Source organism: Streptomyces sp. NBC_01214, assembly GCF_026340975.1.
GTDB lineage: Bacteria > Actinomycetota > Actinomycetes > Streptomycetales > Streptomycetaceae > Streptomyces.
Genome location: NZ_JAPEOS010000001.1, coordinates 1,092,354 through 1,105,560 on the forward strand (window position 1 = coordinate 1,092,354; position 13,207 = coordinate 1,105,560).

Here is a 13,207-nt window from a genome sequence, read left to right on the forward strand (position 1 = left end):
AGTATCCGCACCCTGTTGGGAGACACCCGGCGGGGGACACCGTGGCCCCATGACAGCTAGCGCACGCGCCATGGCCGAGGCCACCCCCGTCGACCGCGACCGGTACGTCGACCTGCTGCGCGTCGCCTCGCTCGGCACCGTCATCGCCGGACACTGGCTGATGGCCGCCGTCAGCGGCGACGGCATAGGGAACCTGCTCGCCCTCGTGCCCGCCCTCCAGGTGCTCACCTGGGGGCTGCAGATCATGCCGGTCTTCTTCTTCGTCGGCGGGTTCTCGCACGCCCTGTCCTACCGTTCCCTGGCCCGCCGCACCGACGGTCCCGTCTACGCCGCCTTCCTGCGGGCCCGGCTCCAGCGGCTGCTGCGCCCCACCCTCGTCTTCGTCCTGGTCTGGGCCGCGGCCGCGCTCGCCGTGCAGCTCGCCGGCCACGGCAGCGGAACGCTGACCGGGGCCGCACTGCGGATCGTCACCCAGCCGCTGTGGTTCATCGGGATCTACCTCGCCATGGTCGCCTTCACCCCGCCGCTGCTGAAGCTGCACGAGCGCCACGGCTGGGCCGCCTTCGCCGCCCTGGCCGGGGCGGCCGCACTGGTCGACGTACTGCGCTTCGCGGTCGGCGTCCCCTACGTGGAGTTCCTGAACTTCGCCCTCGTCTGGCTCGCCGTCCACCAGCTCGGCTTCCTGCGCGCCGACGGCCGCATCCGCAGGCCCGCCGTCCTCGCTGCCGCGGGACTCGCCTCGGCCGCCCTGCTGGTGGCGTACGGCCCGTACCCGCTGTCCATGGTCGGGATGCCCGGCGAGAAGGTCTCCAACATGGCCCCGCCCACCCTCGCCCTGCTCTGCCACGGCCTGTGGCTCGTCGGCGCCGTCCAGCTGGCGGCCGGGCCCGCCACCGCCTGGCTGCGCCGCCCGCTCGTCTGGCGCGGGGTGGTCGCGGCCAACGGCCTCGCCATGACCGCCTTCCTGTGGCACCTGACCGCCATGCTCGGCGCGTACGCGGCCCAGCTCGCCCTCGGCTTCGACCTGCCGGCCCCCGCAACGGCCGCCTGGTGGGCGCAGGTGCCGGTACGTATCCTGGCCGCGGCCGTGGTCACGGGCGGACTCGTCGCGCTGTTCCGCCGCTTCGAGGCGCCCCGGCCGAGCGCACCGGCCCCCGCCCGGCGCACGGGCGGGCCCGTCGCCGCTCTCGGGATCACCCTGTGCCTGCTCGGCATCCTGGGCCTGTCCATGACCGGCCTCGGCGGCCTGCTCGACGGGCACAGCGCCACGCTGATCGCCCTGCCCGTCACCGCGCCGGCCGCGATCGCCATGGCACTGGGAGGCTGGTATCTCGTAGAACGGTCTGCCCCGGCCCGGAGGGTTAGGCTGAGGGGCTGATCCACACCCTTTCCCTGGAGCGCGTCTGATGGCCGTCAATCTGGTCAATGTCGAGGCAGTCAGCAAGGTGTACGGCACACGTACCCTGCTGGACGGCATCTCCCTCGGCGTGTCCGAGGGGGACCGGATCGGCGTGGTCGGCCGTAACGGAGACGGCAAGACCACCCTCATCCGGATGCTCGCCAAGCTGGAGGAGCCCGATACCGGCCGGGTCACCCAGTCCGGCGGCCTGCGGATGGGCGTCCTCACCCAGCACGACTCCCTCGACCCCCGGGCGACCATCCGCCACGAGATCATCCGGGACATGGCCGACCACGAGTGGGCCGGCAACGCCAAGATCCGTGACGTCCTCACCGGACTCTTCGGCGGCCTCGACCTGCCCGGCTTCGGCCAGGGCCTCGACACCGTCATCGGCCCGCTCTCCGGCGGCGAGCGCCGGCGGATCGCCCTCGCCAAGCTGCTCATCGCCGACCAGGACCTCCTGGTCCTCGACGAGCCCACCAACCACCTCGACGTCGAGGGCATCTCCTGGCTGGCCAAGCACCTCCAGGAGCGCCGCTCCGCGCTCGTCTGCGTCACCCACGACCGTTGGTTCCTCGACCAGGTCTGCACCCGCATGTGGGACGTGCAGCGCGGTGCCGTGCACGAGTACGAGGGCGGCTACAGCGACTACGTCTTCGCCCGCGCCGAGCGCGACCGCATCGCGGCGACCGAGGAGTCCAAGCGGCAGAACCTGATGCGCAAGGAGCTGGCCTGGCTGCGCCGCGGCGCCCCGGCCCGGACCTCCAAGCCGCGCTACCGCATCGAGGCCGCCAACGAGCTCATCGCCGACGTGCCGCCGCCGCGCGACACCTCCGAGCTGATGCGGTTCGCCAACGCCCGCCTCGGCAAGACGGTCTTCGACCTGGAAGGCGTCAGCGTCCACGCCGGCCCGAAGGAACTCCTCAAGCACCTCACCTGGCACCTGGGCCCCGGCGACCGCGTCGGCCTCGTCGGCGTCAACGGTGCCGGCAAGACCTCCCTGCTGCGCGCCCTCGCCGAGGCCGCCCGCACCCAGGGTGAGGTCCAGCCCGCCGCCGGAAAGATCATCGTCGGCAAGACCGTCAAGCTGGCCTACCTCTCCCAGGAGGTCGGCGAACTCGACCCGTCGCTGCGCGTCCTGGAGGCCGTCCAGCGAGTGCGCGACCGGGTCGACCTCGGCAAGGGCCGTGAGATGACGGCAGGTCAGCTCTGCGAGCAGTTCGGCTTCACCAAGGAGAAGCAGTGGACGCCGGTCGGCGACCTCTCCGGCGGTGAGCGCCGCCGCTTGCAGATCCTGCGCCTGCTGATGGACGAGCCCAACGTCCTCTTCCTCGACGAGCCCACCAACGACCTCGACATCGAGACCCTGACCCAGCTGGAGGACCTCCTCGACGGCTGGCCCGGCTCGATGATCGTGATCTCCCACGACCGCTTCTTCATCGAGCGCACCACCGACACGGTGATGGCGCTGCTCGGCGACGCGAGCCTGCGGATGCTGCCGCGCGGCCTGGACGAGTACCTGGAGCGCCGGCAGCGGATGATCGAGGCGGCCGCCCCGGCGCCCGTCCAGTCCGCTGGCGCCGCGAAGTCCACCGCCTCGGGGGACTCGCGCGCCGCGAAGAAGGAGCTCCAGAAGATCGAGCGGCAGCTGAACAAGCTGTCCGACCGCGAGGGCAACCTGCACGCCCAGATCGCCGAGAACTCCACCGACTACGACAAGGTGGCCAAGCTCGACGCGGAGCTGCGCGAACTCCTCTCGGACCGCGACGATTTGGAGATGCGCTGGTTGGAACTGGCCGAAGAGGCCTGAGCGGGTCCGGTTCGGGTCAGTGATAGAAAGGTCATCCTCCTGACCTCCTGATGCCGAAAGCGTGCGCTGATGACCGAGCTGCCCCAGCCGCCGAACCAGCCGCCGAACCAGCCGTCGACGCCTTCCGGTTACGGGCACCTGCCCGGTCCGCCGCAGCAGGGGTACGGGTTCCCGCCGCAGGGTGAGAACCCGTACGCCCAGCAGCCCGCGCACCCGCCGCAGCCACCGACCGTGCCGCAGCAGTGGCCGGCGGGCCCGGGCGGCCCCGGTTCCGGTTCGGGCCCGGCGTCGCCGAAGAAGAACAGGCTGATCGTGCTGGTCGCCGCTGCGGTGGCCGCCGCGCTGGTCCTCGGGGGCGTCGGCTACGTGGCCCTCTCCGGCGGCGACGAGGATCCGGAGCCGGTCGCGCAGCAGCCCGCCGACGCCAAGCCCTCCGGCTCTCCCTCGGTGGACAAGGGCGACGGCAACGGTGACGGCGGCGGTCCGCAGATGGACCTCAACGCCGGCCGCAAGCAGGGCGAGGACAAGGTCCTCTGGCTCAAGACCACCAAGATCGACGGTCCCGGCATGGGCGTCGACGCCGCCGGCCAGTGGGTCATCGGCGACACCGTGGTCAAGACCCTCTGGAAGAACCTCACCGGCTACTCCGTCACCGACGGCAAGGAGAAGTGGACACTCTCCTTCCCCGCGCAGATCTGCTCCGTCGCCCCGCAGACCACGGCCGAGGGCAGGACGGTCGTCATGTACCGCGACGGCGAGGGGGAGAACACCTCCTGCACCCAACTGCGCGTGGTCGACCTCAAGACGGGCAAGGAGGTCTGGTCGAAGGAGGTGCCCAAGGAGGGGTTCTTCGACATCTTCACCAGCCCCGCCCTGTCCATGATCGGGGACACCGTCACCGTCAGCCGCGGCGGCAACGCCAGCGCCTTCAAGATCAGCAACGGTGACAAGCTCTTCGCGAGCCCGGTGGGCGACGGCTGCAACCCGGACTCCTACGAGGCCGGCAACGGCAAGATGATCGCCCTGGCCACCTGCTCGGACGAGGACTCCACCGCCGAGGTGCACGGCATCGACCCCGTCACCGGCGCGAAGGGCTGGGCCTACCGGCTCCCCGCGAAGTTCAAGGTCACCAGCATCTACTCGGTGAACCCGACCGTCATCGACATCGGCAACGAGCAGACCAAGCAGCGCTCCATCGTGGTCCTGGGGCCCGACGGGAAGCAGACCGCCACCCTCGCCGGCGAGGGCAGCTTCGCCGTCGGCTGCGGCGACACCGGCCTCTTCCGGTCCCTGGCGACGTGCCCCTCGGCCGTCGTCGACGGGAACACCCTCTACCTGCCCACCGCGGCGGGCACCGGCAAGGCCAACGAGATCGTCGCCTTCGACCTGACCACCGGCAAGGACAAGTGGCGCGTCCCGGCCGGGGGCACGCGCACCCTCACCCCGCTCAAGGCCGTGAACGGGCAACTGGTCGCCTACCGGAAGGCCGAGGAGGACCAGGGCGGCGAAGTCCTCTCCATCCCGGCCGCCGGTGGCACCCCGACCGCGCTCCTGCGCCACCCCTCGGGCGCCGCGGCCCCGATCGAGAGGACCTTCCCCCTCCCGAAGCTGGACTACGTGGACGGACGGTTCATCATCTCCTCCACCCACCTGCGGGCCCAGGGCCAGGACGAGAAGCTCCTGATGGTCTTCGGCAAGTGACCGCGCGTCCGGGCCGGCGCGGGGCGCCGCGAACTCCACCCGGACCGTGCGGATTTGGCGATGCACCGGGGCGGGACGGCCGAGCAGTCCTGGATTCCGTCGGACTTCGGGGGCAACTGGCCTGATCACGGCGGCGTCACGGGCCGGTCCTCCCTTGGGAACAGGGGGTGGACCGGCCCGATGTATGTGCGCTGTCAGTGATAGAAAGGTCATTCTCCCCGACCTCCTGATGCCGAAAGCGTGCGCTGATGACCGAGCTGCCCCAGCCGCCGAACCAGCCGCCGAACCAGCCGTCGACGCCTTCCGGTTACGGGCACCTGCCCGGTCCGCCGCAGCAGGGGTACGGGTTCCCGCCGCAGGGTGAGAACCCGTACGCCCAGCAGCCCGCGCACCCGCCGCAGCCACCGACCGTGCCGCAGCAGTGGCCGGCGGGCCCGGGCGGCCCCGGTTCCGGTTCGGGCCCGGCGTCGCCGAAGAAGAACAAGCTGATCGTGCTGGTCGCCGCTGCGGTGGCCGCCGCGCTGGTCCTCGGGGGCGTCGGCTACGTGGTCTTCTCCGGCGGCGACGAGGACGCGAAGCCGGTCGCGCAGCAGCCCGCCGATGCCAAGCCCTCCGGCTCTCCTTCGGTGGACAAGGGCGACGGCAAGGGTGACGGCGGCGGTTTCAGCGAAGATCTGCAGGCGGACTTCAACGCCGGCCGCAGGCAGGGCGAGGACAAGGTCCTCTGGCTCAAGACCATCAAGGTCGACGGCCCCGGCGCCGGGGTGGCCAGCAAGGGCCAGTGGGTCTTCGGCGACACCGTCGCCAAGCCCGTCGGCAAGAAGATCACGGGCTATGCGGTCGCCGACGGCAAGGAGAAGTGGACGATCAACTTCCCCGAGCAGATCTGCGGTACGACGAACGGCAAGACCACCGACGACGGCAAGGCCGTCGTCATGTACCGCAACGGCGAGTCGGACACCTCCGACTGCAACCAGATCCAGATGATCGACCTCAAGACGGGCAAGGCGGGCTGGTCGAAGGAAGTGGCCAAGGAGAGCGCCTTCGACGCGTTCCTCGACGCCGAACTGGCCATGACCGGGGACACCGTCACGGTCAACCGGCTCACCCGCGCCTCCGCCTTCCGGATCAGCACCGGCGAGAAGCTCTTCGGCAGCCCGGCCGAGGGCTGCGTGCCCGGCCGCTACGCCGCCGGCAGCGGCAAGCTGATCGGCATCGCCACCTGCTTCGACGCCGACGGGACCGTCGAGATCCAGGACGCCGACCCGGTCACCGGCAAGAAGACCTGGACCAACCGCCTGCCCAAGGGCTGGGGGGTCAGCCGGGTCTACTCCCTCGACCCGATCGTCCTGCACCTCGGGAACGAGACCACGAAGGAGCGGCCCATCGTCGTTCTCGGCCCCGACGGCCAAAAGCGCGCCACGCTCTCCGCCGAGGGCAACTTCTCGATCCATTGCAGCTCGGCCCACGACGACTCCTTGCAGGGCTGCGCCACCGCCGTCGTCGACGCGGACACCCTTTACCTGCCCACCACGGTCGACCTCGGCGAGGCCAACGAGATCGTCGCCTTCGACCTGACCACAGGCAAGGCCAAGTGGCGCGTCCCGGCGGGCACAGCACGCACCATCGTCCCGCTCAAGGCCGCGAACGGGCAGCTGATCGCCTACCGCCAGGCCGAGATGGACCAGGGCGGTGAGGTCCTCTCGATCCCGGCCGCCGGGGGCACCCCCACCGTGCTCCTGCGCCACCCGTCGGGCCCCTCCGCCCCGATCGAGAGCACCTTCTTTTCCCCGAAGATCGATTACGTGGACGGGCGTTTCTTCATCTCCACGTTCCGACTGATGGCCCAAGGCACGGAGGAGAAGCTCCTGATGGCCTTCGGCAAGTGAGAACGCGTCCGAGCAGCCGCCCACCGAGAGGCAACAGCAACCGATGAGTATCCCGCCGCCCCCCAGCCAGCCGCCGTCCGGCGGCTTCGGCGCGCCGCAGGACCCGCCGCCGGGCGGGTTCGGCGCGCCCGTGCCGCCGTCCGGACCGGCCGCGCCGCAGGCCGGGCCCCCGCAGCAGCAACCGCCGGCCGTGCAGCCCGCGTACGGGTACCCGCAGACCGGGCCGGGCTACGGCTACCCGCAGCAGCCCGGCACCCCGTCGCCGTACGGGGCCCCCGGCGCCCCCGTGCCCGCCCCGCAGCCCCCGGCCCCGGCCGGCGGCAACGCCAAGCGCACCCAGCTGACGATCGTCGGCGCGGCCGTCCTGGCCATCGCCCTCATCGTCGGCGGCGGCCTCTGGTACACCTCCGGCGACGGTGGCGGGAACGAGGCCGACGCCAACCCGAGCGCCTCTCCGGGCAACGACAAGGCCCAGGACTACGTGCCCGGCACCGAGAAGGTGCCCGGCAACCCGAAGTCGAAGCCGCTGCTCAACCTGCCGAGCCCGGTCCCCACCGACGTCGCCTCCGTCGCCGGCTCCTGGCTGACCGACTCCACCTTCGTCAAGTCCGACCTGGGGAAGGTCGTCGGCTACAACCTCGTCGACGGCGGCAAGAAGTGGGAGCTGCCCTTGCCCGGCGAGCTCTGCGAAGCGACCACGCACGTCAGCGAGAACAAGACGGCGGTCATCTTCAAGCCCACCCAGCCGACGCCCGAGAACAGGGCCGTCCCGTGTTCCGAGGTCGGCGTCATCGACCTGGAGAGCGGCAAGCTCGTCTGGTCCGGCAACGCCAAGAGCGCCACCGGCGGCGACAAGCCCGTCGCGTTCTCCAACGTCACCCTCAGCGGCAAGACGGTCGCCGCGGCCGGCGTCTCCGGGGGCGGCGCCGCCTGGAACCTCACCGACGGCAAGTCCCTGTGGCTGCCCAAGGTCGACGCAGAAGGCTGCCGTGACATCGGCTACGGCGGTGGCGAGGCCCTCGCCGCCATCCGCAAGTGCGGCCAGAGCCCCAACTACACGCTGTACGGGCAGCTCCTCGACCCCGCCACCGGCGCGCCCACGGCCTCGTACAAGCTCTCCCAGGGCATCGAGGACGCGAACATCGTCGCCACCAAGCCCCTGATCGTGGCGGCCGACGTCGGCAAGACCGCGAAGAACGGCACGAGGATCAGCGACCTCTTCGTCGTCGACCCCAAGGGCGAGCTGAAGGCCCGCATCCCGCTCGCCTCCGGAGACTTCGGCGCCAAGTGCGGATCCGAGGTCGAGAAGTGCTCGAACATGGTGGTCGGCAACGGCAGGCTCTACCTGCCGTCGTACGAGCACCAGGGCCAGGCCTCCGCCAGCCGCACCAACGAGCTGCTCTCCTTCGACCTGGAGACCGGCAAGCAGACCACCGACCGCGCCGACGCGGGCGAGCGGTTCACGATGTCCCCGCTGCGCATGGACGGGTCGAACATCATCGCCTACAAGTTCCCCCCGTACGACAAGGGCGGTCAGATCGTCAGCATTGACAGCAGGACGATGAAGGAGACCGTCCTCATGGCGAACCCGGACGACAAGGCGAGCCACCGCATCGAGACCGGCTACTCGTTCGATCACTCCGAGTACCGTTTCCGCAACGGCAAGTTCTTCATCTCGCGCACGATCGCCGCCAAGCCGTGGGGGGAGAAGGCCGACCCGGAGTACCTCTTCGCCTCCTTCACCGCGAGCTGACGGGGCCGCGCCGATCCCGCACGGCACCGCCGAAAGCCCCCGAACGGTCCGCACCGATCGGGGGCTTCTGCGCGGTATCCCCCTCGCACCGTCGAACAAGCGTGTAGCTTGCCGGGTCAGAAGGGTGGGGGGTGCTTCCTCAATGGGCGTACGGGTCGTGGTGGTCGACGAGCACCGGCTGCTGGCCGAGGCGCTCGCCTCTGCCCTGAAGCTGCGCGGGCACCGGGTACTGGCTGCCGCAGCGCCGGCGGCGGGCGCCGCCGAGCTGGTCATCAGCCGCGCTCCGGAGGTCTGCCTGCTCGGCACCGCCACCCCCGCCGAGCCCGGGATCTTCGAGCCCGTCGTCCGCATCAAGCGGGAGCGTCCGCAGATCGCCGTGGTCGTCCTGGGCCCGGTGCCCAGCCCGCGCGGGATCGCGGCGGCCTTCGCCGCCGGCGCCTCGGGGTACGTGCGCCAGGACGAGCGCATCGAGGGCGTGGAGCGGGCCCTGGCCAAGGCCAGGGCGGGGGAGGTGGCGATCGCCCCGCAACTGCTCCAGGGGGCCTTCGCCGAGCTGCTGAACCCCGCCGCCCAGCCCGACGACGAGGGGAGCCGGCTGCTGCGGCTGCTCACCCCGCGCGAGGTGGAGGTGCTCGTCCGGGTCGCCGAGGGCGAGGACACCCGGCTGATCGCCGCGGGCATGGAGATCGCCCCGAGCACCGCCCGTACGCACGTGCAGCGGGTGCTGATGAAGCTGGGCGTGGGGTCGAGGCTGGAGGCGGCGGCGCTGGCCGCCCGCACCGGTCTGCTGGACCGGGCGCTGCCCACGCTGCCGTCCGCCGCCGCGCACGGCTGACGTACCGGCCGGGGCGGGGCCCCCGATTTCCCCGTGGGCGCGGAATCGGGTAAGCCAGTGTCCACGCACGCGCACGTACCCGCGCGTGCTCCCGCGCGAGAGGCAGTAGGCGAGTGAGCAAGTACCTGGTAACCGGTGGCGCAGGATACGTCGGCAGCGTGGTCGCGGCCCACCTTCTGGAGGCCGGCCACGAGGTCACCGTCCTCGACGACCTGAGCACGGGCTTCCGCGTGGGGGTCCCGGAGGGCGCCACCTTCATCGAGGGCCGGATCCAGGACGCGGCCCGGTACGTGGACGGCTCCTACGAGGCGGTGCTGCACTTCGCGGCCTCCTCGCAGGTCGGCGAGTCCGTGGTGAACCCGGGCAAGTACTGGGAGAACAACGTCGGCGGGACGCTGGCCCTGCTGGCCGCGATGCGCGGGGCGGGCGTGCGCAAGCTGGTGTTCTCCTCCACCGCCGCCACCTACGGGGAGCCGACGGAGGGCCTGCTGACGGAGGCCTCGGTGACCGCGCCGACCAACCCGTACGGCGCCTCGAAGCTGGCCGTCGACCACATGATCGCGGGGGAGTGCGTGGCGCACGGCCTGGCCGCGGTGTCCCTGCGCTACTTCAACGTGGCGGGCGCCTACGGGCAGTTCGGTGAGCGCCACACCCCCGAGACGCACCTGATCCCGCTGGTCCTCCAGGTCGCGCTGGGCGAGCGCGAGTCGATCTCGGTGTTCGGCGAGGACTACCCGACCCCGGACGGCACCTGCGTGCGCGACTACATCCACGTCGCCGACCTCGCGGAGGCCCACCTGGCCGCCCTGCGGGCCGCCACCGGCGGGGAGCACCTGATCTGCAACCTGGGCAACGGCAACGGGTTCTCGGTCCGCGAGGTCGTCGAGACCGTCCGCAAGGTCACCGGCCGGGAGATCCCCGAGGTGGTCGCCCCGCGCCGGGCCGGCGACCCGGCGATGCTCGTCGCCTCAGCGCGCACGGCCCACGAGCGCCTCGGCTGGACCCCGAGCCGCCCGGACCTCACGGGGATCATCACGGACGCGTGGAACTTCGCGCGTACGCACACCTCCTGAACCTCCCGGGCCTCGGGGGAGGTCCGGACTCCGTCCGGACCTCCCCCGGTCCTGCGCGCCCCCCGCACCCCGATCGGTGCGGGGGGCGTGTGCGTGTCGGGTGTGCGCTGCGGACGGGCGCCGTGCGCGGGCGCGCGGCGTGCACACGCCGGGTGAAATGCCCCCCGTGCAACTGCCCGCGGCACACGCCGGTACCGACGCCGCCATCAGGACCTTTGCGACAGGCGATTTTCAGCCACCATGGAAGGGGTTGGGAACGCCCGCGCCGGAAAATCCCTGGGAAAACTTCTGCTATTCGGCCAACCGTCGGACGCCCCCGGCCCTACGCTGATGCGTGACACCGGTGGGGGCCGGTGTTGATTCAGGGGTCGAGACAAGTCGGGTACGTCGTCCGGTCCGGGGTAATGCAGATATGTCACGGCGGCGGCCGGGGCAGCTGCGGATCACCCGGTCCGGGCGCCGTACCCGCCGTCGTCCGTTCCCCTACCCTTGGGGGTTTTGTGGTTCGTATCCGGGTTCTCGTCGTCGACGATCACCGCATCTTCGCCGAATCGCTCGCAGCCGCGCTCGCGGCCGAGCCGGACGTGGACGTGTCCGCGGCCGGCAGCGGTCCCGCCGCGCTGCGCTGCCTCGAACGCGCGGCGGCCGAGGGTCGTCGCTTCGACGTCCTGCTGGTCGACGCCGATCTCGGCGCGGTGCCGGGGGCCGTGCCCGCCCAGCGGGAGTCCGGTTCCGGGCCACCGCCGCCACCCGGCTCGGACGGGATCGCGCTGGTCGCCGGGGTGCGGGTGCCCCACCCCGGGGTGCGCACCGTCGTGCTCGCCGAGCGCGACGACCCCCGCCGGGCCGCCCTCGCGCTCCAGGCGGGAGCCTCGGGCTGGGTGGCGAAGGACTGTTCGCTCTCCCGGCTGCTGGCAGTGATCCGCGGGGTCCTGCGCGAGGAGACCCACCTGCCTCCCGCACTGCTCACCGGGGTGCTCCGGGAGCTGACCGCGGCGCGCAAGCACCGTACGGACAGCGAGCGGCTGGTGGAGTCGCTGACCCCGCGCGAACACGAGGTGCTGCGCTGCATGGTGGCGGGTCTGGGCCGCAAGGACGTGGCGGCGCGGCTGTTCCTGTCCCCGCACACGGTCCGCACCCACATGCAGAACGTGCTGGGCAAGCTCGGCGTGCACTCCACGCTGGCCGCCGTGGCACTGGCCCGGCGGGCCGGCGTACGGCCGGCCGACCTAGCCGGGGATGTTGTCGAACGGAGCGGTCAACTGGCGTAGCAGCCCGGCGAGATCGCCGCGCTGACTCTGCGAGAGCTGGGCCAGGATCGCCCGTTCCTGGGCCAGCAGCCCGGCGAGGGCCTGGTCGGCGCGGTCCCGGCCCTCGGGGGTGAGTCGCACCAGGACCCCCCGGCGGTCGTTGGGGTCCGGGAGCCGTTCGACGAGGCCCTTCTTGGCGAGCCGGTCGATGCGGTTGGTCATGGTGCCGGAGGTGACCAGGGTCTGGGTCAACAGCTGGCCGGGGGAGAGCTGGTAGGGCGCGCCGGCGCGGCGCAGCGACGTCAGGACGTCGAACTCCCACGGCTCCAGGCCGTGCTCGGAGAAGGCCAGCCTGCGGGCCCGGTCGAGATGACGCGCGAGCCTGCTGACGCGGCTCAGCACCTCGAGCGGTTCCACGTCGAGGTCAGGGCGCTCCCGCCGCCATGCCGCCACCAGTCGGTCGACCTCGTCCTCCATGCCGATCAGTGTAAGGGGTCTGTCGATGTGAAGTCTCTTCATACCGAGTATCTCGATCACGAGTATCTTGACATCGAGATATAAATGAAGCGAGCATGGGGCATGGAGGGGGCCGGAACGGATTCCGCTTCCGATCGCCCCGCCAGCAGGGAGGCTCGAACATGTATTCCGATACCGCGCGCGCCGGGACCCCCACGTCCACCGCGCCCTCCGCCCCCACCTGGGATCCCCAGCAGTACCTCCGGCACTCGGGCCACCGCACCCGGCCCTTCCTCGACCTGCTCACCCGCATACCCGAGCTCCCCCAGCGCCCCGCCCGCATCGCCGACCTCGGCTGCGGCCCCGGCAACGTCACCACCCTCCTCGCCGAGCGCTGGCCCGAGGCCCGCATCACCGGCTTCGACCTCTCCCCGGAGATGCTCGACCGCGCCACCGCGGAGTACGCCGGGCCCACCCCCGGCGGCGGCGGCCTCGACTTCCGTCACGGGGACCTCGCCACCTGGCTCCCCGAGGAGCCCTACGACCTGATCGTCTCCAACGCCGCCCTGCAGTGGGTCCCCGGCCACCCCGGCTCCTTCGGTGCCTGGATCAACGGCCTGCGCCCCGGCGGCACCTTCGCCTTCCAGATCCCCGGCAACTTCACGGCCCCCAGCCACGCCCTGCTCGCCCAGCAGTGCGACACCCCGCGCTGGCGGGCCCGGCTCGCCGGTCACGGCGCCCGCTACATCCATCTCCTCGAACCCGCCGAATACCTCGCCCGGTTCACCGAGCTCGGCTGCGCCGCCGACATCTGGGAGACCACCTACTACCAACTGCTCCAGGGCCCCGACCCCGTGCTCGACTGGGTCAAGGGCACCGCCCTGCGGCCCGTCCTCACCGCCCTCGGCGACGACCGCGACGCCGCGGACGCCTTCCTCACCGAATACCGTGACCGGCTGCGCGCGGCCTATCCGACCGGCCCGCGCGGCACCGTCTTCCCGTTCCGCCGCATCTTCGCCGTAGCCCGCAAGGAGGCATGAC

General features: G+C 71.6%; 10 protein-coding genes. 9 read left to right on the plus strand and 1 reads right to left on the minus strand.

The window, feature by feature from the left end; genetic code table 11:
• Positions 1-49 precede the first annotated feature (49 nt).
• From OG594_RS05315 to OG594_RS05350, 8 genes are all read left to right on the plus strand, one after another.
• Positions 50-1,378 (plus strand): acyltransferase family protein, encoded by a 1,329-nt coding sequence (locus OG594_RS05315; RefSeq protein ID WP_266595655.1) that lies wholly within the window; start codon positions 50-52, stop codon positions 1,376-1,378.
• A 28-nt stretch (positions 1,379-1,406) separates the two neighbouring features.
• On the plus strand, positions 1,407-3,209 hold the full coding sequence (locus OG594_RS05320; RefSeq protein ID WP_266595657.1) for an ABC-F family ATP-binding cassette domain-containing protein: 1,803 nt from the start codon (positions 1,407-1,409) through the stop codon (positions 3,207-3,209).
• Positions 3,210-3,278: 69 nt separating this feature from the next.
• Positions 3,279-4,910 (plus strand): PQQ-binding-like beta-propeller repeat protein, encoded by a 1,632-nt coding sequence (locus tag OG594_RS05325; protein WP_266595659.1) that lies wholly within the window; start codon positions 3,279-3,281, stop codon positions 4,908-4,910.
• Between the two features lie 248 nt (positions 4,911-5,158).
• Positions 5,159-6,799 carry a PQQ-binding-like beta-propeller repeat protein gene (locus OG594_RS05330; protein WP_266595661.1) on the plus strand — a complete coding sequence of 547 codons (1,641 nt, stop codon included), beginning with the start codon at positions 5,159-5,161 and terminating at the stop codon, positions 6,797-6,799.
• Between the two features lie 43 nt (positions 6,800-6,842).
• Positions 6,843-8,552 (plus strand): PQQ-binding-like beta-propeller repeat protein, encoded by a 1,710-nt coding sequence (locus OG594_RS05335; protein WP_266595663.1) that lies wholly within the window; start codon positions 6,843-6,845, stop codon positions 8,550-8,552.
• 142 nt (positions 8,553-8,694) lie between these two features.
• On the plus strand, positions 8,695-9,387 hold the full coding sequence (locus OG594_RS05340) for a LuxR C-terminal-related transcriptional regulator (protein WP_266595665.1): 693 nt from the start codon (positions 8,695-8,697) through the stop codon (positions 9,385-9,387).
• Positions 9,388-9,500: 113 nt separating this feature from the next.
• Positions 9,501-10,460 carry a UDP-glucose 4-epimerase GalE gene (gene galE / locus OG594_RS05345; protein WP_266595667.1) on the plus strand — a complete coding sequence of 320 codons (960 nt, stop codon included), beginning with the start codon at positions 9,501-9,503 and terminating at the stop codon, positions 10,458-10,460.
• A 500-nt stretch (positions 10,461-10,960) separates the two neighbouring features.
• A complete protein-coding gene (locus OG594_RS05350; protein ID WP_266595669.1) occupies positions 10,961-11,731 on the plus strand; it encodes a response regulator transcription factor in 771 nt (256 codons plus the stop codon).
• Here OG594_RS05350 and OG594_RS05355 read toward each other — a convergent pair.
• The gene (locus OG594_RS05355) at positions 11,690-12,187 is read right to left on the minus strand and encodes a MarR family winged helix-turn-helix transcriptional regulator (RefSeq protein WP_030008906.1); all 498 of its coding nucleotides are present in this window, start codon (positions 12,185-12,187) and stop codon (positions 11,690-11,692) included. The genes OG594_RS05350 and OG594_RS05355 overlap by 42 nt on opposite strands.
• Positions 12,188-12,348: 161 nt before the next feature.
• Here OG594_RS05355 and OG594_RS05360 point away from each other — a divergent pair, with 161 nt between their 5' ends.
• On the plus strand, positions 12,349-13,206 hold the full coding sequence (locus OG594_RS05360; RefSeq protein ID WP_266595672.1) for a trans-aconitate 2-methyltransferase: 858 nt from the start codon (positions 12,349-12,351) through the stop codon (positions 13,204-13,206).
• Position 13,207: the final 1 nt, after the last annotated feature.